Annotated in this window: 20 protein-coding genes; 8 read left to right on the top strand and 12 right to left on the bottom strand. The window is 37.2% G+C overall.

The features are described from left to right. The first annotated feature begins 15 nt into the window (after window positions 1-15). Window positions 16-492 (top strand): tripartite tricarboxylate transporter TctB family protein, encoded by a 477-nt coding sequence (locus MKY88_RS04520; RefSeq protein ID WP_328205447.1) that lies wholly within the window; start codon window positions 16-18, stop codon window positions 490-492. A 17-nt stretch (window positions 493-509) separates the two neighbouring features. After that, window positions 510-2,036 carry a tripartite tricarboxylate transporter permease gene (locus MKY88_RS04515; protein ID WP_328205449.1) on the top strand — a complete coding sequence of 509 codons (1,527 nt, stop codon included), beginning with the start codon at window positions 510-512 and terminating at the stop codon, window positions 2,034-2,036. A gap of 52 nt (window positions 2,037-2,088) precedes the next feature. Here MKY88_RS04515 and MKY88_RS04510 read toward each other — a convergent pair whose 3' ends face one another. The 5 genes from MKY88_RS04510 to pdhA all read right to left on the bottom strand — a co-directional run bounded on the left by MKY88_RS04510 (window position 2,089) and on the right by pdhA (window position 7,892). Then, entirely contained in the window at window positions 2,089-2,871 is a 783-nt protein-coding gene (locus MKY88_RS04510) for an SDR family NAD(P)-dependent oxidoreductase (RefSeq protein WP_340813063.1), read from the bottom strand. A gap of 121 nt (window positions 2,872-2,992) precedes the next feature. Continuing rightward, the gene (gene lpdA / locus MKY88_RS04505) at window positions 2,993-4,408 is read right to left on the bottom strand and encodes a dihydrolipoyl dehydrogenase (protein ID WP_008174014.1); all 1,416 of its coding nucleotides are present in this window, start codon (window positions 4,406-4,408) and stop codon (window positions 2,993-2,995) included. A 5-nt stretch (window positions 4,409-4,413) separates the two neighbouring features. Then, window positions 4,414-5,748, bottom strand: a complete 1,335-nt coding sequence (locus MKY88_RS04500; RefSeq protein WP_328205451.1) for a dihydrolipoamide acetyltransferase family protein — start codon at window positions 5,746-5,748, stop codon at window positions 4,414-4,416. A gap of 47 nt (window positions 5,749-5,795) precedes the next feature. Further along, window positions 5,796-6,773: an alpha-ketoacid dehydrogenase subunit beta gene (locus tag MKY88_RS04495; RefSeq protein WP_012293094.1), complete on the bottom strand. Its 978-nt coding sequence runs from the start codon at window positions 6,771-6,773 to the stop codon at window positions 5,796-5,798. Window positions 6,774-6,776: 3 nt separating this feature from the next. Beyond that, window positions 6,777-7,892 carry a pyruvate dehydrogenase (acetyl-transferring) E1 component subunit alpha gene (pdhA, locus tag MKY88_RS04490; protein WP_012293093.1) on the bottom strand — a complete coding sequence of 372 codons (1,116 nt, stop codon included), beginning with the start codon at window positions 7,890-7,892 and terminating at the stop codon, window positions 6,777-6,779. Between the two features lie 394 nt (window positions 7,893-8,286). Here pdhA and def point away from each other — a divergent pair, with 394 nt between their 5' ends. Beyond that, window positions 8,287-8,844, top strand: coding sequence for a peptide deformylase (gene def, locus MKY88_RS04485; protein WP_340813062.1), 558 nt, complete (start codon window positions 8,287-8,289; stop codon window positions 8,842-8,844). A 66-nt stretch (window positions 8,845-8,910) separates the two neighbouring features. Here the strand turns inward: def and phnX are convergent, their stop codons facing one another. Genes phnX through MKY88_RS04460 form a run of 5 tightly spaced genes read right to left on the bottom strand, consistent with a single transcriptional unit; the run spans window position 8,911 to window position 14,177 of the window. Continuing rightward, window positions 8,911-9,714: a phosphonoacetaldehyde hydrolase gene (gene phnX / locus MKY88_RS04480; RefSeq protein WP_328205452.1), complete on the bottom strand. Its 804-nt coding sequence runs from the start codon at window positions 9,712-9,714 to the stop codon at window positions 8,911-8,913. Continuing rightward, on the bottom strand, window positions 9,704-10,804 hold the full coding sequence (gene phnW, locus MKY88_RS04475) for a 2-aminoethylphosphonate--pyruvate transaminase (protein ID WP_340813061.1): 1,101 nt from the start codon (window positions 10,802-10,804) through the stop codon (window positions 9,704-9,706). Before phnW ends, phnX begins: the two co-directional genes overlap by 11 nt. A 13-nt stretch (window positions 10,805-10,817) precedes the next feature. Continuing rightward, entirely contained in the window at window positions 10,818-11,804 is a 987-nt protein-coding gene (locus tag MKY88_RS04470; protein ID WP_340813060.1) for an extracellular solute-binding protein, read from the bottom strand. Further along, window positions 11,801-13,432, bottom strand: coding sequence for an ABC transporter permease subunit (locus MKY88_RS04465; protein ID WP_340813059.1), 1,632 nt, complete (start codon window positions 13,430-13,432; stop codon window positions 11,801-11,803). The genes MKY88_RS04470 and MKY88_RS04465 overlap by 4 nt, the downstream gene beginning before the upstream one ends. Next, window positions 13,425-14,177: an ABC transporter ATP-binding protein gene (locus MKY88_RS04460; RefSeq protein ID WP_193831085.1), complete on the bottom strand. Its 753-nt coding sequence runs from the start codon at window positions 14,175-14,177 to the stop codon at window positions 13,425-13,427. Before MKY88_RS04460 ends, MKY88_RS04465 begins: the two co-directional genes overlap by 8 nt. A 151-nt stretch (window positions 14,178-14,328) precedes the next feature. Here MKY88_RS04460 and MKY88_RS04455 point away from each other — a divergent pair, with 151 nt between their 5' ends. Further along, window positions 14,329-15,096 (top strand): DeoR/GlpR family DNA-binding transcription regulator, encoded by a 768-nt coding sequence (locus tag MKY88_RS04455; RefSeq protein WP_193833595.1) that lies wholly within the window; start codon window positions 14,329-14,331, stop codon window positions 15,094-15,096. A gap of 52 nt (window positions 15,097-15,148) precedes the next feature. On the opposite strand, the gene MKY88_RS04450 is transcribed toward MKY88_RS04455, so the two are convergent. Beyond that, the gene (locus tag MKY88_RS04450) at window positions 15,149-15,919 is read right to left on the bottom strand and encodes a Cof-type HAD-IIB family hydrolase (RefSeq protein ID WP_069480228.1); all 771 of its coding nucleotides are present in this window, start codon (window positions 15,917-15,919) and stop codon (window positions 15,149-15,151) included. 433 nt (window positions 15,920-16,352) lie between these two features. On the opposite strand from MKY88_RS04450, the gene MKY88_RS04445 reads away from it, so the two are divergent. The 3 genes from MKY88_RS04445 to MKY88_RS04435 all read left to right on the top strand — a co-directional run bounded on the left by MKY88_RS04445 (window position 16,353) and on the right by MKY88_RS04435 (window position 19,376). Then, complete coding sequence (locus MKY88_RS04445; protein ID WP_008174035.1) at window positions 16,353-16,562, top strand: DNA-dependent RNA polymerase subunit epsilon; 210 nt, start codon at window positions 16,353-16,355, stop codon at window positions 16,560-16,562. Window positions 16,563-16,567: 5 nt separating this feature from the next. Next, a complete protein-coding gene (rnjA, locus tag MKY88_RS04440) occupies window positions 16,568-18,235 on the top strand; it encodes a ribonuclease J1 (protein ID WP_025113774.1) in 1,668 nt (555 codons plus the stop codon). A 337-nt stretch (window positions 18,236-18,572) separates the two neighbouring features. Continuing rightward, complete coding sequence (locus tag MKY88_RS04435; RefSeq protein ID WP_340813058.1) at window positions 18,573-19,376, top strand: serine/threonine protein kinase; 804 nt, start codon at window positions 18,573-18,575, stop codon at window positions 19,374-19,376. A 46-nt stretch (window positions 19,377-19,422) separates the two neighbouring features. Here the strand turns inward: MKY88_RS04435 and MKY88_RS04430 are convergent, their stop codons facing one another. Further along, window positions 19,423-20,256, bottom strand: a complete 834-nt coding sequence (locus tag MKY88_RS04430) for a TetR/AcrR family transcriptional regulator (RefSeq protein ID WP_340813057.1) — start codon at window positions 20,254-20,256, stop codon at window positions 19,423-19,425. 99 nt (window positions 20,257-20,355) lie between these two features. On the opposite strand from MKY88_RS04430, the gene MKY88_RS04425 reads away from it, so the two are divergent. Further along, complete coding sequence (locus MKY88_RS04425) at window positions 20,356-23,445, top strand: efflux RND transporter permease subunit (RefSeq protein ID WP_258267883.1); 3,090 nt, start codon at window positions 20,356-20,358, stop codon at window positions 23,443-23,445. Window positions 23,446-23,485: the final 40 nt, after the last annotated feature.

The following is a 23,485-nucleotide window of genomic DNA, read 5'->3' as shown; positions in this document are numbered from 1 at the left end:
GGAGGTGTATAACGATTGAATTACACATTTGATAAAACATTTAGCATTATTCTCTTAGCTGTTAGCATTTTATTTATCTTTCAAGCAACGCAAATTGCTGATAGTGCTTATGGATCTACAGTCGGTCCTAAAATATTTCCACTAGGTTTAGGTATTATTTTAGGTTTATTAAGTCTTCAACTATTTTATGAATCATGGAAAAATGCTGTAAGGGAGAGAATTACAGGAGGACCAACTGCACCTTCTAAAACCTCATCTACTGAGCTCAAGAAATTTTTAATCATTTTTGGTAGTGCGATTGCCTATGTATTCTTCCTAGAAAAAATAGGCTATGTGATCACAACGTTTTTATTTTTATGCATTAGCTTCCAAACGATGGAACGAGCTAAGCTTATTTATTCAATTATTATTGCCGCTGGATTTTCATTTGGTGTCTATTATTTATTTACAAGTTTACTAGGTGGTTCATTGCCTAGTTTCCCAACTTTTTAATGTAAAGGAGTGAACATATGTCGACATTGCAATTTTTAGCTGATGGATTTGCTATTGCCCTTCAATGGCAAAATCTTTTATTCGCTCTTGTTGGTGTCATAATTGGAACAGCAGTTGGTGTCCTTCCTGGCATAGGTCCAATGAGCGGCGTTGCTTTATTAATCCCAGTAACAGCAACCATTACAGCGGGATTACCTACGGAGGCCGCCGCTACAAGCTCAATTATCTTACTTGCAGGCGTTTATTATGGAGCCATGTATGGTGGTTCAACAACTTCGATTCTATTAAATACACCTGGTGAATCCTCATCAGTTGTTACAACATTGGATGGCTACCAAATGGCTAAGCAAGGACGTGCTGGAAGTGCTCTTTCTATTGCAGCCATTGGTTCATTTTGTGCTGGTGTTATAGCATTACTTGGTCTAATTCTATTAGCGAATCCATTATCAAAATTAGCACTTAAATTTGGACCAGCAGAATACTTTTCATTAATGTTACTAGGGCTTGCTGCAGTAAGTGGACTTGCAGGCCGCTCTATTACAAAAGCTTTAATTATGACTGCCTTAGGGCTGATGCTCGGTACAGTTGGTATTGATGCTGTATCCGGAATCGAACGCTTTACATTTGGTCAACCTATGCTGTTCTCAGGTATTGAATTTTTAACAATTGCCGTTGGTTTATTCGCGTTAGGGGAAGTATTTAAAACGATTCTTGAAAGAGATGAAGAAGATGGTCAATTAGCAAAAATTAATCGTGTATTACCAACAAAGCAGGATTTAAAAGAAAGCGCTATCCCTATTGCTCGCGGTTCACTACTAGGATTTTTCATTGGCGTTTTACCTGGTGCAGGCGCAACACTTGCCTCATTCTTTTCTTATATTACCGAAAAGAAATTCAGTAAGACACCTGAGAAGTTTGGAAAAGGCCATATTGCCGGTGTTGCTGGACCTGAATCAGCGAACAATGCTGCATCAGGAGGCGCAATGATTCCATTGCTAACATTAGGTATTCCCGGTTCAGGTACAACTGCTATTTTAATGGGTGCACTTATTATGTATAATATTCAGCCAGGTCCATTATTATTTGATGAGCATCCTCAAGTCGCTTGGGGATTAATTGCGAGTATGTTTATAGGAAACTTTATGTTATTAGCCTTAAACATGCCTCTTGTTCGTATTTTTGCAAAAATCATAGAAACACCGAAAAAATATTTATTGCCCATTATTGTTGCGATTTCAATTTTTGGTGTGTATGCAGTACAATTCGCCACTTTTGATTTATTTTTATTATTAGCTTGTGGTGTGCTTGGTTATCTATTTGCTAAAAATGACTATCCAGTAGCACCTTTAGTACTTGCACTTGTACTAGGACCGATGATTGAAAATAATATGCGCCGTGCATTAACCATTTCTAATGGCGATTTTGCTATTTTTGTAGCAAAGCCATTATCATTACTATTTTTAGTAGCTGCTATTTCTTGGTTACTTATACCGCTGTTCATGAAAATGCGTGGTAAAAATGTTCTAATTAATGAAGAAGGATAATCAATAAAATCCACTACACATTCTATCAATGGAAGTATAGTGGATTTTATCTCTATAATGCGTGACCCGAGCCACCATCAATATTCAATGAAGACCCCGTAACATAACTTGCTGCATCAGATACTAAAAATGTTATGACGTTGGCTGCTTCTTGCGTATCACCTACACGGCCAAGTGGAATAGCTTGCCCTACTTTACGCGAATAGTCTTCCCACGATAAACTAGGATCTTCCTTTTTCCATTTCTTTTCGATTTGATCACTTCGAATAAGCCCAATACATACGGAATTGACGCGGATATTATCTTTTCCTAAATCCTTGCTCATCGCCTTTGTCAAGGCAAGGCCCGCAGCACGGCTGACAGTCGTAGGAAGCGAGCTTGCAGGAGGCGTTTTAGCCATCACCGCAGTCACATTAACGATTGCACCGCCACCAGCCTTACGCATATATGGTGCAGCAAATTTTGAGCAATGTATAGCCCCAAATACTTTTAAATCTAAATCTGCTTGCCAAAGCTCACTACTCACCGATTCAAAAGGATTTGCTGAAGCCGTCCCTGCATTATTAATGAGAATATCAACGTGTCCAAAATGTTCGACCGTACGCTCAATTAGATTCTTACAATCTTTTTCCTTAGTAATATCTGTTGGAACAATTAAAACATCTACACCTGTTTCATTTTTAATACATCCAGCGGCCACCTGTAGCTGTTTTTCTCCACGTGCACAAAGTACAACCTGTGCACCCTCTTTAACGAGTTGCATGGCCGTATAATAGCCAATACCTTTACTCGATCCTGTTATAATTGCTATTTTCCCCTTTAAGCCTAGTTCCATTATGATCACCCCAAATATTTTCGAATATTCGTAACAATATATTTACTTTAACAAAATTATAGATAATATACAAAAAACGGCTACAAAGCATTTGCTTTATAGCCGTTTAAACGGTTTTACATTATTTTTTTGCTACAATGTGAATTGGGTTGCCAAGTAATACTTCAGCAGCTTCCATTGTAATTTCCCCTAATGTTGGGTGAGCATGAATTGTTAATGCGATATCTTCAGCAGTCATTCCGCCTTCAATTGCTAAGCCCATTTCAGCGATCATATCAGATGCACCAGCACCTACGATTTGAGCACCGATTAATAAGCCATCTTCTTTACGAGCAACAAGCTTCACGAAACCTTCTGATTGGTTTAATGCAAGAGCACGACCATTTGCTGCGAATGGGAATTTCGCTGCAGTGTATTCGATACCTTCTGCTTTTGCTTGTTCTTCGTTGTAACCAACTGTCGCCATTTCTGGATCTGTGAAACATACAGCAGGTACAGCAAGATAATCAACAACTGATTTTTCACCAGCAATTGCTTCCGCAGCAACTTTACCTTCGTAAGAAGCTTTATGTGCAAGCTGAGGACCAGCAACAATATCACCGATTGCATAGATATTTGAAATATTTGTACGACATTGTTTATCAACATTGATTAGACCGCGTTCACCGAATTCAACACCGATTTCAGCAAGGCCCATTTCATCAGTATTTGGACGACGACCTACAGTTACTAATACGTAATCAGCTTCAACTTTTTTCTCTTCTCCGCCAACTTCATAAGTTACAACTACGCCGTTTTCAGTTTCTTCAACGCCTTTTGCAGATGCGTTTACTTCGATTTCAACGCCTTTCTTTTTAAGGCCTTTTTTCACGATTTGAGTCATTTGTTTTTCGAAGCCAGCTAAAATATCTTTTCCGCCTTCAATAATTGTTACTTGTGAGCCAAGGTTTGCATAAGCAGATCCTAACTCTGTACCAATGTAACCTCCACCAATTACTACTAATTTACCAGGTACTTCTTGTAAAGAAAGTGCACCAGTAGAATTTAGTACGCGCTCAGAGAATTTGAATGTAGGAATTTCAACTGGACGAGAACCTGTTGCAATAATGACATTGTTAAATGTGTAAGTTTGAGCAGATTCACCATTGATGATACGCACTGAATGAGCGTCAACGAAATAAGCTTCACCTTGTACAATTTCAACTTTGTTCCCTTTAAGTAAGCCTTCAACACCGCCAGTTAATTTTTTAACAACGCTGTCTTTAAATGCTTGTGCTTTTGAGAAGTCTAATTTCACATCAGAAGCGATGATTCCCATGTCATCTGAATGTTTTGCTTGCTCAAAACGGTGACCTACTGAAATTAATGCTTTTGATGGAATACAACCTACGTTTAAGCACACACCACCAAGTACATTTTTTTCAACGATTGTTACTTTTTGGCCAGTTTGAGCTGCACGAATTGCTGCTACATATCCTCCAGGACCTGAACCAATGACAAGAGTATCTGTTTCGATTGGGAAATCTCCTACTACCATTTTTGTTACGCCTCCATTAATAATAATTCTGGCTCACTTAACAAACGCTTCAAGTGATTTAAAGCATTTTGCGCAGTGGCTCCATCGATCATACGATGATCAAAGCTCAATGATAATGCTAACACAGGTGCGGCTACAATTTCACCATTTTTTATTACAGGTTTTTCTGAAATTCGACCAATACCTAGAATTGCTACTTCAGGATGGTTAATTACTGGCGTAAACCATTGACCTCCTGCAGAACCAATATTCGTAATAGACATAGATGCACCTTTCATTTCATGTGGCGCAAGTTTACTTTCACGGGCTTTAGTCGCTAACTCATTGATTTCATTTGACACTGCAAATACAGACTTGCGATCTGCATGCTTGATAACTGGGACAAGTAAACCTTTTTCAGTATCCGCTGCAATACCAATATTGTAGTAATGCTTTTGGATAATTTCTTGTGTTGCATCATCTAATGAGCGATTAAATTCTGGGAATTCGCGTAATGTTGAGATAAGTGCTTTCACTACATAAGGTAAGTATGTTAATTTAACACCTTTTTCAGCTGCGATATCTTTGAATTTTTTACGATGCGCTACAAGAGCTGTTACATCGACTTCATCCATTAGTGTAACATGTGGAGCTGTTTGTTTCGAGTGTACCATTGCTTTCGCAATCGCTTTTCGAATACCAGACATTTTCTCACGAGTTTCTGGGAATTCCCCTTCAAGAACAACTGGTGCTGCTGAAGTAGTTTCTTGTTGAACCGCTTCTTCAACTGTCACTCCAGTTGCTGATTCTGTCTCAACAGTACCTTCACCATTTAAGAAGTTTGTAATATCTTCTTTCAAAATACGACCATTTTTACCTGAACCTTTTACTTCACGGATGTTTACGTCGTTATCGCGTGCAAATTTGCGGACAGAAGGCATCGCAATAACACGTTTTGTTTCATCAACATCTGTTTCAGTTTTTTCAGGTGCTTTCTCTGGTGCTTTTTCCTCTTTAGCAGGAGCTTTCTCTACGTTCTGACCAGATTCAGCAGTTGCTTGAACTTGTGCTTCAGTTTTCTCTTCAGCGTGACTATCACCTTTTAGCTTTAAGTCTTCATAGCCAGGTGCATCCAATCGGATTAAAACATCGCCTACAACGGCAACTGTTCCTTCTCCTACTAAAACTTCCTCTACTGTTCCTTCAACTGGTGAAGGAATTTCTACTACTGCTTTATCATTTTGTACTTCACAAAGAATATCGTCTTCTTTTACTGTATCTCCAGCCTTGACGAACCATTTCACGATTTCGCCTTCGTGAATTCCCTCGCCAATATCCGGTAATCTGAATTCAAATGCCATGTGTACCCATCCTTTCTATTTACTGATGTTCAAGTTTAGAAGCTTCATTAGAATGTTAAAACTTTTTTCGCTGTTTCCATTACATCTTTGTAGTTTGGTAACCAAACACCTTCAGCTTGTGGGAATGGGTACACAGTATCTGGTGCAGCCACACGCAGAACAGGCGCTTCTAAGCTTAAAATTGCGCGCTCAGTAATTTCTGCTACTACATTTGCCGCGATACCTGCTTGTTTTTGTGCTTCCTGTACAACGATTGCACGACCTGTTTTTTCTACAGATGCAATAATTGTTTCGATATCAATTGGTTGAATTGTACGTAAATCAATTACTTCAACAGAATGGCCTTCTTTTTCAAGTTCTTCTGCAGCCTTTAAGCTTTCATGAACCATTAAACCGTAAGCAACAATTGTTAAATCTTTACCTTCACGTTTTACATCCGCTTTTCCTAGTGGAATTTCGTATGCTTCTTCTGGTACTTCTTCACGGAATGAACGGTAAAGTTTTAAATGTTCTAAGAAAATAACTGGGTTGTCGTTGCGAATAGATGAAATAAGTAAACCTTTTGCATCGTAAGGTGTTGATGGTACAACTACCGTTAAACCTGGTTGTGCAGTCATTAAGCTTTCTAAGCTATCTGAGTGCATCTCAGGAGTATGCACACCACCACCGAATGGTGAACGAATTGTTACTGGTGCGTTATATACGCCGCCACTACGGTAGCTCATACGTGCTAATTGACCACTAATTGAATCCATTACTTCATAAACGAAGCCGAAGAATTGAATTTCAGGAACTGGACGGAATCCTTGTAGAGAAAGACCGACAGCTAAGCCACCAATACCTGATTCTGCTAACGGCGTATCAAAAACGCGGTCAACTCCGAATTCTTTTTGTAGGCCTTCTGTCGCGCGGAATACCCCACCGTTGACACCTACATCTTCCCCGAATACAAGAACGTTTTCATCATTCTTTAATTCTGTGCGAAGTGCATCTGTAATTGCTTGAATCATCGTCATTTGTGCCATAGGTTATTTCGACTCCTTCTCTTTATAGATTTCATACTGTTCTTTTAAATTAGATGGCATTTCGCCTTTATACATGTTTTCCATCAGCTCTGTTACTTTTTGTTTTGGAGCAGCATCAGCTTTTTTGATGGCTTCTTTAATTTCTTCTTTCGCACGCTCAATTACTGCTTCTTCTTTCTTCTCATCCCATAATCCTTTTGCTTCTAGGTATTTACGGAAGCGTACAAGTGGGTCTTTTTGAGCCCATTCATTATCTGTATCAGAAGTACGGTAACGCGTTGGGTCATCCCCAGCCATTGTATGTGGGCCATAACGGTAACACATTGTTTCAATTAACGTTGGACCTTCACCATTAATAGCGCGTTCACGTGCATCACGAGTTGCTACGTAAACTGCAAGCGCATCCATTCCATCTACTAAAATACTTGGTAAACCTGCTGCCACACCTTTTTGAGCAATTGTTTTTGCAGCAGTTTGTAGTTCACGCGGTGTAGAAATTGCATATTGGTTATTTTGTACAATGAAGATTGCTGGAGATTTAAATGCACCTGCAAAGTTAATACCTTCATAGAAGTCCCCTTGTGATGAACCACCATCACCTGTATATGTTACAGCAACAGCTTTTTTCCCACGCTTTTGAATACCTAGTGCAACACCTGCTGCTTGAATATATTGAGCACCGATAATAATTTGAGGAGCTAGAACATTTACACCCTCAGGAACTTGGTTCCCCATAAAATGTCCACGAGAGAATAAAAACGCTTTATCTAAAGGTAAGCCATGCCACACGATTTGTGGAACATCACGATACCCTGGTAAAATCCAATCCTCTTGTTCTAATGCAAAGTGTGAAGCAAGCTGAGAAGCTTCCTGACCTGCCGTTGGTGCATAGAAACCTAAACGGCCTTGACGGTTCAGTGAGATTGAACGTTGGTCTAAAATACGTGTATAAACCATACGTGTCATTAGTTCAACTAATTCTTCATCGGATAATTTAGGATCTGCCTCATTATTTATAATTTCGCCTTCTTCATTCAAAATTTGAAACATTTCAAACTTATCTTCGATTTCAGTTAGCGTTTGTTTAGCATCAAAAATATTATTGTTTTTCTTGCTCATTTGTCACATCTCCCTTTCAGCTGTATTAAAATAAATCACCTTTTTGACTAGTACAACTTATTCTTGACACTCAGTATACTGAATAAAATACTGTCGGTCAATCATATATTACGGCTATAAACAAAGATTTTTTCTAAAATAACATTTAATCATCCCTGTCCTATACTGTATTACCGATATCAAAAATCTGTATTAGAACACCATATTTACACCTTGTAATTGTTAAGTTTTCCAACAGGTTTTCCAATAGTAGAATACCCCATTCTAGAAAATCTAATAGCATTCGAAAAATTTTTTGAGTATATTCAAATAAGGTCTTTTTTCATGTGATTGTTTTTAGACGTGATGTATACTTGTAAATAGAGCACTACAAAGATGAAAGGAAGATTACTATATGATTTTAATGGATGATATTATCCGCGAAGGTCATCCGACTTTACGCACGAAAGCTGAGGAAGTTAAATTCCCTTTATCTGACGAAACAAGACAGCTTGCTGAGGATATGCTTCAGTACTTAATCAACAGCCAAGATCCTGAAATGGCAGAAAAATATAATTTGCGCAGCGGCATCGGCTTAGCTGCCAATCAAGTAAATAGTCTACAGCGTATGTTTGCACTTCATTTGCAAGATGATGCTGGTGAACAATTAAGCTTTGTAGCCATAAACCCCAAAATTGTCAGCCATTCAGTTGAAAACACATACCTTTCTGCTGGTGAAGGTTGTCTTTCAGTTGATCGTAATGTCCCTGGATACGTCCCACGTCATGCACGCATTACAGTAAAATTTAAAACCATAAATGGCGAAGAGAAGAAAATGCGCCTTAAAGGATTGCCTGCCATCGCCTTTCAGCATGAATTAGATCATTTGAACGGTGTCATGTTTTATGACCGTATTAATGAGAAAAATCCATTTGCTGATATTCCAGAGTCAATTCCTTATGAGCGTGACTAAAAGCAAATCAACAAAACAAACCTCAGCATTTATGCAGAGGTTTGTTTTTTTCTATGCTCTCAATTTTTATTCGTTCGATTCATTTGCTAGCTCTTCATTTATCTTATTAATTAATATAGGTAGGTCTTTCATCGTTTCAATGGTATAGTGTGCACCAGTCTTCTCAAAAATACGTTTTGTTTTTTCAATGACTTGTTGTTGTTCTTCAGCAGTTAAAGCTAGGAACTCTTCTTCAGCCAGTCCCATTTCCGAACTTCCAATAATAACACCCACAGCCCAAACACCTGCATTCAACGCTTCTTTTATATCTGACGTTGTATCGCCGACCTTTACAACTTGCTTGGCTGATTTCGCTCCTAATGCCTCCATATTTCTGAATATCATATATGGGTATGGTCGCCCCTTATCACTCACCTGTGTCGGAGTTACTAAAAAATCTGGTTGATAGCCCTTCGTAGCAGCATGTTTTGTTACGACTTCCATCATGGAATCTGTGTAGCCTGTAGTAGAACCAAATCGAATACCGGATTCTCTTAATTGCTGTACAGTCGCTGTCACATGCTGAATAGGATTTGTGTAGGTCGCCAAAGATTCCATTAACTTCGACTCAAATTGATTGTATAGAACATGTACATCTTCCTCCGTAAAATGCTGATGATGAACTCGTTTCCATTCTTCATTAATCCTTGGCATTTCAAGCATCCTACGAATATGATCAATTTTCAGCATGCCCATAGGTTTACGAGCTTCTTCAAGGGTTACTGTTACACCAGCATCTTCAAAAATCGTTAAAAATACATTTACAGGGGCAAAGCAACCAAAATCAACGGCCGTACCTGCCCAATCCAAAATTACTGTTTCAATTTTCATTATTTTTCACCACCATGTAATTTTCAATGACTTCACATAAGGCCTGCATATCTTCTTCATATATATCACCAATATTACCAATACGGAATGTATCTACATCTGTCAGCTTACCAGGATATATGACAAATCCTTCCTTTTTCATTTCAAGATAAAAATGTTCAAAAGAAAACTCTTGATGTGGGAACAAATAAGTTGTAATAATCGGTGATTGTAGCTCTTCAGAAATATATGCTTCGAACCCTAATACTGATAAACGAGAACGCAGTAATTGATTATTATCCGCATATCGTTGGTAACGTGCGTTAACTCCGCCTTCTTCCACTAACTCTTCTAGCGCTTTTGCAAAGGCCGCTACTACATGTGTCGGCGAAGTAAAACGCCACTTCCCATCCTTTTTCATTACTTCCCATTGACTATATAAATCTAATGCTACACTGCGAGCTTGTCCTTTGCATTTTTCTAATACCCTTGTTTTAGCAATGACGAACCCAAACCCAGGAACGCCTTGAATGCATTTATTCGCACTACTAATACAAAAATCAATATGCAAGTCGGATACATCCATTGGTACACCACCAAAGCTACTCATAGCATCCACAATAAATGTTTTGTTGAAAGAATGAACAACTTCTCCAATTTCTTTAATTGGATTTAAAATACCAGTAGTTGTTTCACAGTGCACAACCGCCACATGTGTAATGCTTGCATCTTTTTCAAGTAAATCTCGAACTTCTAATGATGATGGCTGTTCATTATAAGGGACACTATAAACGACATGTGCCAACCTCAACACTTTAGCCATTTCTACGATTCTTTCACCATAAGCGCCATTCGTTATAATTAGCAATTTATCATCTTCCCCAATAGCTGTTGTCAACACCGACTCTACAACAAAACTGCCACTACCTTGCATTAGTACTGCTGTGAAATTAGACTCATCGACTTGCGCTAAATTTAAGAGTTGTCTCCGAATCACTTGTGTCACATTTTTATAGTCGTCATCCCATGTACAGCGATCTTTTAACATTTCCTGTTTGACTGTCTTAGTAGTTGTTAATGGTCCTGGTGTTAGTAATTTATAGTCGCTCATCTTCTATAGCTCCTTATTTTTGCGCTTCTTTAAAGAAAGCTTGATGTTTTTCTAATAAGTCCACTGTCAATGTAGTATCCCACTTTTTAATGTGTGCTGGCACATGCTCAGCCTTAACCTGCTCTCCTTCATAAAGTGCTACCGGATATTGCTCTAATAAATCATTTCGAGCCTCTGTTGCAATTACCTTTGCCATTTCTTTGGCTAATGTTTCATCTCCTTCTTTATCTACAACAGCTACTGATTCTGTTAGCGTAAAGTTCCCCTCTTTTGGGTCAATATATTCTATTGGTAATCCTTCTTTCTTGGCATCAATAGCTTGAATACGTAAACCAAATCCAGCTGCTACTTCACCAGTCTTCACTTTTTTTATTGGACCTGACCCAGAGCTTTCAAAATGAGGTCCAGCATTTTTAATTAAATCTGCCAAAACCCTTTGCCCCTCTTGCTCACCATATTCTTTAATGATTGCTTGTACTAATAGCCAACCGGTTGAGGAATCCATTATATTTGGGAATGAAACTAAATCCTTAAAGGCAGGGTCTGTCAAATCTTTTATCGTTTTTGGAACAGGCAAGCCCTTTTGTTGCAAAACATCCGTATTAATAAAAATGGATCCTACATTTCCTAAAATCGGCAATGCATATGTAACATTGCCCTCAAGAGGTTTTAAATCTGAAGTAATATCCGCAAACATGGATTTCGAAGTTTGTGCGCTTTCTATAAAATAAGAAGCCATCGTTACGATATCCGCTTCAATATCTGTTCCTTCAGCCATCATTTTTCCACCCAACTCTGAAGTACCGAATGATTGAATTAAATATTTTCCTTTATAGCCTTTTTCATCTAATGTAGATTCCATTACTTCAATTGCCTCATCATCTGCATTAGAATAAATAATTACTTCATCTTTCGAATCTGCTTCTACCCCTCCACATGCAGTTAAAATTATTGCTGCCACACTAACTGTCCCTAACATCATGACCTTTGATTTTTTCATTTTGAGATCTCCTCCACTTTTTCTTTATGTGCTGTTATATAATCACAACCTAATTTCACAATGAGGTTTGTACATAAAATGAATATCGATAGTATGAAAATATCGGTATATTTTGCGAAATGCTGAAGCTCTTTTATTCTTGTCGATACAAGCATAGTCTTTGTGCTGACAAGGAAAATAACGCCACTGACCGTGACCATTGCATTTAAAAAATAGTAGCTAAACATTTGATAAATGGTTGGTCTAATATTCGGCAAGATGATACGTATGACTGTTTTTAACCAAGAATCCTTTAATAGCTCCGCTGTCACTTCCCAGGTTGGGTCCATCTTTTGTAATGAATTTTTGGCCATTAAATAAGGAGTTGTAAAGAAATGCACAATATTACAAGCGATAATGATGAGAAATGTACCCTTTAATGAACTTCCATTAAAGAAAAACAAATACGATAGACCAAGCACCATACCTGGAACTGTGTTAGTGATCATTGAGGCAAGATCTAAGCTTTTTCTTCCTTTCAATGGCGTCCTGGCATTAAGAAGGGCAGACATAAATGTGATGATTACACCTAAAACAGCTGTTAAAACTGCCACGATAAGTGAATTAACATAAACCTTTGTTAAATCTTTCTCCGCTAACACATTTTGAACATGTTCAAATGTAAAGCTGAAATCATAGGGATAACCCTTCGTAAATGGAACGATAAACATGGTTGAAAAAATGATCAATACGACTGCAACAGAGGCAATTGAATAGGCCGTAAACAGTGCGTCACGAAAACGATGTTTAACAAGTTCACTTTTCCCCACCTGTTTATAATGAAAATTAAAGCGTTCTAAGATCGTTAACATGACGACGCCCAGTATAGCTGGGACAAGCATTAACACTGAAATAACTGCACCACGCTCAAAATGCACGATAGAACCTAGCATAGCTTGATAAAGTTCAGTGGCAATCACCCTATAATTTCCGCCCACTGATGCGGGGATTCCGAAATCTGTAAAGCTTAAAATAAATGTTAAAATAAATGCACCACCAATCGTCCCAAGCATCGGACGGAATACCGTATGATAAAAACGACGGAGCGGACGATCATGCATTAACATAGACACGAGCAAAAATCGTTTATCGATATATTGCATAGAGTTTTGCATGAGAATAAAAGCGACTGGCAATGTGTATAAGATGTAGCCTATCACCAATCCGTTATATCCATAAATCGTGAAAAGTGGTTGTCCAGCTAATCTTGTTAGGATTCCTTGATTACCAAATGTATAAATCAACACGAAGCCATAGGTGATAGTTGGCAATAGCATAGGCAACGTAATACCTATCTGTACTAGCTTTTTTGTATGGCGATGCATCGTTGTAAAATGAATAGCGTAGGCCAATAAAAAAGCTAAAATAGTCGTAATGACCGATGCCACAAAAGATACTTTAAAGCTATTGAAGAAAGCATCACGGATTTCTACATTTTTTAAAGCATCTATATAATGTTGAATGGAAATGTCATTTCCTACTTTAAAGGACTGCCAAAACATATAAATCAATGGCACAATTAAAAAGAATAGGAGAAATAATAGAATTGGCAGAAAGATTAATTTCATCATGTTATTCGTTTTAAGCATATGTTTCTCCAAACAATTGATAGATATTGTGTCGCTTTATATGAAGCTGTCTTAAAATAAAGTCCTCAATAAATGAATTTTTTGGTGCCTCTACGATTTCATGTGGTGTGCCGAATTGAGCGACCGTTCCTTCATTTATGATCAAAACTTTATCCGATAAGGTTAGCGCTTCTTCTGGATCATGTGTCACAATAATCGTCGTCAAATTAAATTCATGAGCAATTGACTTAATACGTTCCTTGATAGATTCCTTAATGACTCCATCAAGTGCACTTAACGGCTCATCTAGCAAAAGTATTTTGGGCTGCATAACAAGCGTTCTAGCAATAGATACACGTTGCTTTTGGCCGCCTGATAATTCGTGAATCTTTTTATGCAGATGGGGAGTCAGTTCTAAAAAATCTATATATTCCTGTACCTCTTCTTTTGACATTTGACTATTTTTATTTTTCAACCCATATACAATGTTGTCGTAGGCATTTAAATGAGGGAATAGCGCAAAATCCTGAAAAACAATATTGAAGCCTCTTTCTTGCATGGATTGCTTCGATATATCTTGCCCATTGTAGATCAGCTGACCACCCGTTTGCTCTGCAAGACCTAAGATGATATTAAGCAAAGTAGTTTTGCCGCAACCACTCGGCCCTAATAAAGATATGATTTCACCTGATTCGATGGTTACATTGATATCTACTAAAACTTGCTTATTTTTATAGCTTTTTGAGATATTTTTTAGTTCTAACAAATTGGTCACCTCTCTCAGTTCTTAGCTTTAGTATAGTGACCATTTGTAAAGGAAAATGCGTTTTTGTGTAAATGTTGAGTAAATTATGACCAACTGTTGACAAAGTCATGCATACTTTGAGTAAATATCTAATAGAGGTGATGAAATGTATATGATAGAAAGACAACAGCAAATATTACAATTTGTAAGACAGCATAAGGTTGTAAAATTAGTAACACTAACAAAAGAATTCAATGTCTCGATGGAAACAATTCGTCGCGATATTCAACAGCTAATGCAAGACAAGAAAATTGAGAAGTTTTATGGGGGAATTAAATATATTGAACCTGTAGAGGGACTAATTGATCAACGACTACATGAACAGCTAACAGAAAAAATCGCAATCGCCAAAGCAAGTGCTTCTCTTATTCAAGATGGAGAATGTATTTTTATCGATAGTGGAACAACTACATATCAAATGACACCATTTTTATTGGACAAGAAAAAATTAACAGTCGTGACAAACTCATTGCCTGTAGCTTTCGATCTAATCGGCTCTAATATTGAAGTTATACTGCTCGGTGGAAAAGTGCGTCACTCCGAAAAATCGGTGACATCGAATGAATTCCTATTCCACTTCGAACACCTAAATATTAATAAGGCTTTTATTTGCGCTAGTGGGGTATCTCTTGAAAAGGGGATTTCTGACTTTAATCTAGAAGAAGCTATTACTAGAAAAAAAATTATTTCCATCTCTCAAACGGTCTATGTTGCTACTGATTCCTCAAAATTTAACAAGGATGTAGCCATTCAAGTATGCCCCCTTGAAGAAGTAGATGTCATTATTACAGACAACGCACTGTCTAAAAAAACGATTCAACATTTTTCAGATAAAGGTATTGAAATAAAACTAGTGAACGCTTCTGAAGAACACCAGTAATTTAGCAAAAAAAACAACTAGTTGCTAAGTTTGACAACTAGTTGTTTCTTTATTATATGATGGCAAGCTTGCGCATTATTTTAGCGAGACCATCTTCGTCTACATGATCGGCAATATGATGTGCAATAGCCTTCACTCGTTCATGACCATTTCCCATCGCAACACCTGTCCCAACCGCTTGCAGCATTTCTATATCATTAATGCCATCTCCAAAAGCAATTGCATCCTTTAATGTGATCCCCATTTTATCCAATACTTTTTCAATTCCTACCGCCTTCGAGCCGCCCTTTGGCAAAATATCGCAAGAATACGGATGCCAACGGACAAATTGGACATTCGGAAACATTTCACAATATAAAGGTTCATCTTTTTCTTCCATAAATATAAGTGTTTGATATACATCGTTCTGCATATAATAGGATGAATCCAATTCTGGATAAGGATATCTAAGTGTATCCAAGCTTTCTGCTACCATCATATGATCACTGACAGATGCAATCATCCGTTTGTCATCTAAAAACACTACTGGTTCATTACGTGCGTCACCAAAAGCAATAATTTTAGCTAATTCTTCTTTTTCAATACCATTCGTATAGACAACCTCACCCTTGTAAACAACATACTGCCCATTGAAAGTCACATACGTATTAATATCAAGTTCTTCTAGTAATGATTCAATCATAAAAGGCGCACGACCTGTAGCAATCGCCAATTCATAGCCATTACTGCGTGCTTCCAAAAGAGCATTTTTTGCAGATTCAGGTAATTTTTTTTCGCTGTTATAGAGAGTGCCATCAACATCAAAAAACAATATTTTATTCATTTTATAATCCCTTTCTATAAATATTACCCATCAAGGTGAATGACTTTACATAGACAATAATTTTTATTATAATGATCCTAAGGAGTGATGTGCCATGCTGAAGAAACTAAAACGAAAATTGTTGAAGCAACTTCGTGGCGTACTCGGAAAAAAATCAATTGCCTAACATTTGCCCTTCATTATTTGAAGGGCTTTTCTTTATTTTAGAGGAACTGCGTGATAATATAAAGGAAATGCATTTATTTGGCTATACGCAACCACTGTCTCACTACTTCCTATTCATTTTATAACATAGTGCACAACCGACGTATTGAGATACAAGGACTACAAACGTACATTTCTTCTTGTAAGAAATTCGTTGTTTTCTTGTAGCACGTGTGTGGTAGTAGTCAAAGGTGCAATAAAATTGTACGCAATTAAAGGAGAGCAAACTATGATTTACAAAGTTTATTATCAAGAAAAAGCAAATGAGATTCCAGTTCGCGAAAATACCAAAAGTCTATACCTTGAAGCTGCTTCAGAACGAGAAGTACGTCAAAAGTTAAAAGACCGTAACTACAATATCGAGTTCGTTCAGCTGCTTGAAGGTAACTATTTAGAGTACGAACAAGCAAGCCCGAACTTCATCTTGGAGGAAATTTAACAAACATGAAGTTTGTTAAAAATGACCAAGCAGCTGTTTTCGCGCTCGGCGGACTGGGCGAAATCGGCAAAAATACTTATGGCGTTCAATTTCAAGATGAAATTATTTTAATTGACGCTGGCATTAAATTTCCAGAAGATGACTTACTCGGCATTGACTATGTTATTCCTGACTATACGTATTTAGTACGTAACGTCGATAAAATCAAAGGACTATTTATTACACATGGACATGAGGACCATATTGGCGGTATTCCTTACCTTTTACGTCAAGTGAATGTCCCAGTCTATGGTGGTAAGCTCGCACTTGGCTTATTACGTAATAAATTAGAAGAACATGGCTTGCTACGTACAACTAAACTCATCGAAATTAAAGAAGATGATGTCATTAAATTTAGAAAAACTTCTGTTAGCTTCTTTAGAACAACTCATAGTATCCCTGATGCTTATGGAATTGTTGTTAAAACACCACCTGGTAATATCGTTCACACAGGTGACTTTAAATTCGACTTTACACCTGTTGGCGAACCGGCCAATCTAACAAAGATGGCCGAAATTGGACGAGATGGCGTACTTTGCTTACTATCAGATAGTACAAACGCTGAAAAGCCTAATTTTACAATGTCAGAGCGAACAGTCGGCAAAAGTATCGATGAAATTTTCCGTAAAGTGGATAGCCGAATTATTTTTGCTACTTTTGCGTCAAATATTCACCGTTTACAACAAGCAACAGACGCTGCTATAAAATATGGAAGAAAAATTGCTGTCTTTGGTCGCTCAATGGATAATGCGATTACAATTGGGCGTGAGCTTGGTTATATTAACGCGCCAAAAGATACATTTATTGATGCTCAAAGCATTAATCGACTTCCAGCAAATGAAGTAATGATTTTATGTACAGGCTCACAGGGTGAACCAATGGCTGCATTATCACGTATTGCCAATGGTACGCATCGTCAAATCCAAATACAACCTGGTGATACAGTTATTTTCTCTTCTTCACCGGTTCCAGGTAATACTGTGAGTGTCAATAAAATCATCAATTTATTGTTCCGTGCAGGTGCAGAAGTTATTCATGGTGCTTTAAACAATATCCATACTTCTGGTCACGGCTCACAAGAAGAACAAAAATTGATGCTACGTTTAATGAAACCTAAATTTTTTATGCCTATCCATGGCGAATACCGTATGTTAAAAATGCATACTCACTTAGCGGAAGATTGCGATGTACCACTTGAAAATACATTTGTTATGGAAAATGGTGATGTATTAGCATTAAGTGCCAATGAGGCACATGTGGCTGGTCGCATCCCTTCTGGTGATGTTTATATCGATGGTAATGGTATTGGAGATATCGGCAATATTGTGTTACGTGATCGTCGCATTCTTTCTGAAGAAGGCCTAGTTATCGTAGTCGTAAGTGTCGATATGGAAAATCAAAAAATTGTTTCAGGTCCTGATATCATTTCCCGTGGCTTTGTCTACATGCGCGAGTCGGGTACGATGATCAATGAAGCTCAAAAAATGCTTAATCGTCATCTGAATGAAACCATTCAAGGCAAAACTCCTCAATGGACAGAGCTTAAAAACGAAATTACGGACGTTTTAGGTCCTTACCTCTTCGAAAAAACGAAACGTCGTCCAATGATTCTACCGATTATTATGGAGGTTTAGCCTCATGGAAAGAAGCTATGTACTATGTACATAGCTTCTTTCTTTTTGCTGGACATAAAAAGGTGAATTGTAAATTTACTTAATTTTCATCTTTTTTTGAAACCTCTTTTTTTATTTTTGCGTATATAGTAATAACAACATCAAAAAGGAGCGTTTTTATGCTAGATAAAATTCTTCATTCCTTACTCAATGGTAAATCCAAACGTCATTATTCTTCTTCAAGCAGTCGTCGCAAATATTCTAAACGCCATAACTATTATGGTCATAAGCATTATAAACGTAGTTCTCGTAAAAGCTCACGTAGTTTTTTCAGCTCTTTAAGTTTTTTCAGTAGCTAATGTGGTGGAAACGACTTTCAGAAAACAACTTTGATCATGCCGTAGAGCTTTTCATAGCTGAGCATCCCGATTTCACGTTTAAAAAATTTCTGGGCTTTGGCTCATATGGTCGTGCGTACTTAATTGAAAATTGCTCATCAAAAGGTCTGTTCGTCTTAAAATGCCTACGTCCTAAGCATCGTCATCACCAAAAAACGATACATAAATTCAGGCAGGAAATTCAAATTCTACAACAATTATCATTGCCGAATATACCTAAAATCCATGCGACTGGAACTATTCAAGATGTGCCTTATTTTATAATGGACTATATAAACGGTCAAACCTTTGAACAGCTTATTTTTCAAGAAGGTATTAAATTTACCGTGGCTCAGTCACTTGAAATAACAAAACAGCTTTTAGAACAAATTATCCTGCTACACAATCATGGAATTGTCCATCGGGATTTGCGTATACCTAATATCTTATTAGTCGATCAACAATTACACATTATTGATTTTGGACTCGCAACAACATTACAAAAGGCAGTCGATCTTTCTTCCATACAAAACCCGAAGCGAGCTGAAAATCATATTAGCGATCTATATTTCGTTGGCCATTTCCTATTGTTCTTACTTTATTCAGATTTTAAACCAAGTAAAAAGAAAGAGGACTCTTGGCAACAAGAATTGAATTTACCAATTGAAACGAAGGATTTTCTCGAACGATTATTATGGATTCAAGAACCTTTTAGTAGTGCATTAGAAGCGTGGCGATCAACGCCCCATTTACTAACATCTTCCATGCATTCGAAAGAAAAATAAAAAATAGAATTGTTCACCACTCTAAAGTGAACAATTCTATCCTACTTTAAATATTTAAGTATTTTGCACATACATAAGCAATCCAATGATACGCTGGGTTAAGTCGTAAATTTTCTATTAGCCCCTTTACGATGGCTTTACTGTATGTCGGCTTTTCTATTTCGAGTTTTAACAGCTCCAATGATTCTTTTTCTATAGAAACCTCTATATTATTAATATTTTGTTCAATTAATTGCAGTAACATTTCCTGTGAAATGTCTTGTTCGCAAGGCTTCGCAATAAAAGTAACAAGTTCCTCTGTAATAAATGGTATCGTCGTATGACGTGCAATAATATCTGTTTTCTCTGCTAAAGATTTCGCAAGTTGATCTAAATCAAGAGGCATATCTGAAAAGATAAACAGTTCCGCATAGCTCTTCATAAAACCTTTTATACAATACATGACATCGTATTTTGTTTTTTGTAATTTATCCTGATACAGTTGCTCCAGCATATAAATGATAGATTTAGACATCTCTGCTTCATACGCTGTTATTTTATAAAAAAGCTCTTTTTTTGTTAGAAAGACCTTTTCGTTAAAAAATACCCTAGCAGACGCAGAATGTTCTTTGAATGCCTTGAAGATACTTTTATAAAATTCAACCAACATCGTTTCTTTGTTATACGTCCCTCTGACTACGCGGTCAACATCTGTAATGAAGTGTTGTAAATAGTAGTCAACCATTGAGATAACAAGCTCATCTTTTGTTTTGAAGGATAAGTAAAACGCACCCTTAGAAATCCCACAACGTTCTGTTATTTGCTGTACAGATGTAGCCTCAAAACCTTGTTCAGAAAATAATTCTAATGCTTTCTCCATAATTAATTGCTTTTTTAACATATTTTTAACTCTCTCCTAATGCATTTCGTTGACAAATGACCGATTAGTCATTAGTATAAATAATTGAATTTAGTTAGTCAATAAAGGGTAGGTGTGAAGGTGAAAGGTTTAGTTAATTTCGTATTGAAAAACAAATTGGCAGTGTGGTTATTAACAATTATCATCACTGTCTCTGGTATTTATTCCGGTACAAGAATGAAAATGGAATCTATACCTGATATCTCGATCCCATACTTAATTGTCATGGGCGTATATCCTGGTGCAACGCCTGAACAAGTCATGAATGAGCTTTCCATCCCATTCGAGAAATCTATAGAAAGTTTAGAAGATGTGAAGGCAGTTTACTCAACATCCTCTTCCAACGTAGCACAAGTGCAAGTTGAATACGACTATGGCATTGATATGGATGAAAAAAAGCGTCAGTTAGAAGCAGCTTTAGATAATTTAAAATTACCTGAAGGTGCTCAGGAGCCAACTATTATGGCCATCAGCATGAATATGATGCCAGTAGTAGCTTTATCCGTAAGTAGTTCTAAGGAAGATATTGTCGATCTTACTTCCACAGTAGAAGATGTTTTACTTCCTAAAATTGAAAAAATTGATGGTGTTGCCTCTGCAACCATCACAGGTCAGCATATTGAACAAGTATCATTTAAATATGATGAAGAAAAAATGGCCGCATTAGGTTTAACAGAGGAATCAGTCAAGCAAATGATTCAAGCAAGTGATATGTCATTGTCACTTGGTTTATATCAATTTGCTGTTGGCGAACAAGCTGTTTCCGTAGACGGTAAAGTAAAGTCCGTAGATGAATTAAAAGATTTATTAATTCCAGTCACACCTTCAGCAACAAATCCTTCACCATTCGTTCGTCTAGGTGATATTGCAAAGATTGAAGTAGAAGGTAAAGTACAATCTGTGTCCCGTACAAACGGTCAAGATGCTATTGCAATTCAAATCGTTAAGGGTCAAGATGCTAACACTGTAACTGTTGTCAATGCAGTTAAAGACCTTATGAAAGATGAAGAAAAGCGTTTAGATGGCCTAAACGTAGATATCTCTCTTGACCAAGGTGCCCCAATTGAAGATTCTGTCTTTACTATGATTGAAAAAGCAGTATTTGGTGGTGCAATTGCTGTATTAATCATCTTGTTATTCTTACGAGATTTCAAATCAACAATTATTTCAATTGTTTCGATTCCAGTTTCAGTTTTCATGGCATTACTACTGCTAAACTGGATGGATATTACATTAAACATTATGACCCTTGGTGCGATTACCGTTGCCATCGGACGTGTTATCGATGACTCGATTGTAGTTGTTGAAAATATATATCGACGTATCCATTTAAAACAAGAAAAATTAACTGGTCGAGCATTAATTCGTGAAGCAACAATTGAAATGTTTAAACCGATTCTTTCGTCAACATTAGTGACAGTGGCTGTATTTGCTCCACTTATTTTTGTAGGTGGTATGGTTGGTGAATTATTCATGCCATTTGCACTGACAATGACGTTTGCATTAGGTGCATCATTATTAGTAGCAATTACAATTGTACCTGCATTATCTCATTTCTTATTCCGTAAGAAATTATACGGTGAGAAAAAAGAAAGCCAGCATAAAGAAGTTGGTAAACTAGCAACATGGTACAAAGGTGTGTTAGAAAAAACTTTAAATCATAAAATTATTACGTCTCTAATTGCTATTTTCTTACTTGTCGGTTCACTAGCGTTAACTCCTTTAATAGGATTTAGCTTTATGGGATCACAGGAAGAAAAAGTTATGTACCTAACATATACCCCTTCAACTGGTGAGCTTGCAGATGAAACTGCGGCTAATGTTGAAAAAGTAGAAAAAGAATTAATGAAACGTAAAGATGTTGATATTTTACAAGTTTCCATTACAGATGCGAACAATGTGGATCCATCGGCAATGATGATGGGCGGAGGCGCTGGCGGTGCTTTAATGTACCTGATCTTTGATCCAGATATGAAAGACTTCCCTAAAGCTCGTGAAGAAGTGGAAGACTATGTATTTAATATCGGTCAATCAGGAGAATGGAAATCTCAGAATTTCTCTTCGATGTCTATGTCTTCAAACGAAGTAAGCTACACACTATACAGTGATGACTTAGATAAACTACGAGATGCTGTAAATCAAGTTGAAGGTGCTTTAAAAGATGTGGATGGTCTAGAAGATATTAAATCTGATAATGAAGATCCATATGTAGAAAATGTACTAAAAGTAGAACAGAAAAATGTCCTTCAATATGGTTTAACAACTGCTCAAATCGTGATGGCTTTAAATGCAAATACATCACAAGAAGTTTTAACAACGGTAAAAAATGATGGAAAAGACATTGATGTCATTGTTCAACGTGATGCCAAAGCAGCTGCAACTTCGCTTGATGATGTTTTAGCAACTGAAATTAAAACAGCATTAGGCACAACGATGACTATTGGTGAGCTAGTAGACGTTGAAGAAGGTACGACTCTTAACTCACTATCTCGTTCAAAGGGTGAATACTTCGCAACTGTATCCGGTACGATTATCGGCGATGATATTTCAAAAGCAACCTCTGCTGCCGATAAAAAAATTGATAAATTAGATTTACCAAAAGGTGTAACAACAGGTGTTGCTGGTGTTGCTGCAGATATGCAAGAAACATTCACGAAGTTGGGTGTTGCTATGCTAGCGGCAATAGCGATTGTATACTTCATTTTAGTTGTTACGTTCGGTGAAGGTTTAGCTCCGTTCGCTATCCTATTCTCACTTCCATTCGCCGTAATCGGTGCATTTGTTGGTTTATTCGTAACAGGTCAAACGATTTCTGTTTCTGTTATGATGGGTCTACTGATGTTAATCGGTATCGTCGTGACGAACGCCATCGTATTAGTTGACCGTATTATTCATATGGAACATGATGGTCTTGTCATGCGTGAAGCTATTCTAGAAGCTGGTGCTACACGTTTACGTCCAATTCTTATGACAGCAATTGCAACAATCGGTGCGATGGTTCCTATGGCACTTGGTTCAGGTGGTAGTGGATTAATATCAAAAGACTTAGCCATTACTGTAATTGGTGGTTTATTATCTTCCACTCTATTAACATTGGTTGTTGTACCAATTGTGTATGAAATGCTTTCAAAAATGTTAAAGAAAAACCGTAAAGATACGGAAGAAAATTAATTAAAAACAGCTACTCATGCGGTTCTATCGCTTGAGTAGC

This window comes from Lysinibacillus sp. FSL R7-0073 (assembly GCF_038009065.1).
Taxonomy (GTDB): domain Bacteria; phylum Bacillota; class Bacilli; order Bacillales_A; family Planococcaceae; genus Lysinibacillus; species Lysinibacillus fusiformis.
This window is presented reverse-complemented; position numbering and strand designations above follow the sequence as displayed.

Bases quoted from the DNA above. Each gene is read 5' to 3' on its own strand.
- MKY88_RS04515 (WP_328205449.1), top strand. From the start codon at position 510: ATGTCGACATTGCAATTTTTAGCTGATGGATTTGCTATTGCCCTTCAA.
- MKY88_RS04510 (WP_340813063.1), bottom strand. From the start codon at position 2,871: ATGGAACTAGGCTTAAAGGGGAAAATAGCAATTATAACAGGATCGAGT.
- lpdA (WP_008174014.1), bottom strand. From the start codon at position 4,408: ATGGTAGTAGGAGATTTCCCAATCGAAACAGATACTCTTGTCATTGGT.
- MKY88_RS04500 (WP_328205451.1), bottom strand. From the start codon at position 5,748: ATGGCATTTGAATTCAGATTACCGGATATTGGCGAGGGAATTCACGAA.
- MKY88_RS04495 (WP_012293094.1), bottom strand. From the start codon at position 6,773: ATGGCACAAATGACGATGATTCAAGCAATTACAGATGCACTTCGCACA.
- pdhA (WP_012293093.1), bottom strand. From the start codon at position 7,892: ATGAGCAAGAAAAACAATAATATTTTTGATGCTAAACAAACGCTAACT.
- def (WP_340813062.1), top strand. From the start codon at position 8,287: ATGATTTTAATGGATGATATTATCCGCGAAGGTCATCCGACTTTACGC.
- phnX (WP_328205452.1), bottom strand. From the start codon at position 9,714: ATGAAAATTGAAACAGTAATTTTGGATTGGGCAGGTACGGCCGTTGAT.
- phnW (WP_340813061.1), bottom strand. From the start codon at position 10,804: ATGAGCGACTATAAATTACTAACACCAGGACCATTAACAACTACTAAG.
- MKY88_RS04470 (WP_340813060.1), bottom strand. From the start codon at position 11,804: ATGAAAAAATCAAAGGTCATGATGTTAGGGACAGTTAGTGTGGCAGCA.
- MKY88_RS04465 (WP_340813059.1), bottom strand. From the start codon at position 13,432: ATGCTTAAAACGAATAACATGATGAAATTAATCTTTCTGCCAATTCTA.
- MKY88_RS04455 (WP_193833595.1), top strand. From the start codon at position 14,329: ATGATAGAAAGACAACAGCAAATATTACAATTTGTAAGACAGCATAAG.
- MKY88_RS04450 (WP_069480228.1), bottom strand. From the start codon at position 15,919: ATGAATAAAATATTGTTTTTTGATGTTGATGGCACTCTCTATAACAGC.
- MKY88_RS04445 (WP_008174035.1), top strand. From the start codon at position 16,353: ATGATTTACAAAGTTTATTATCAAGAAAAAGCAAATGAGATTCCAGTT.
- rnjA (WP_025113774.1), top strand. From the start codon at position 16,568: ATGAAGTTTGTTAAAAATGACCAAGCAGCTGTTTTCGCGCTCGGCGGA.
- MKY88_RS04435 (WP_340813058.1), top strand. From the start codon at position 18,573: ATGTGGTGGAAACGACTTTCAGAAAACAACTTTGATCATGCCGTAGAG.
- MKY88_RS04430 (WP_340813057.1), bottom strand. From the start codon at position 20,256: ATGTTAAAAAAGCAATTAATTATGGAGAAAGCATTAGAATTATTTTCT.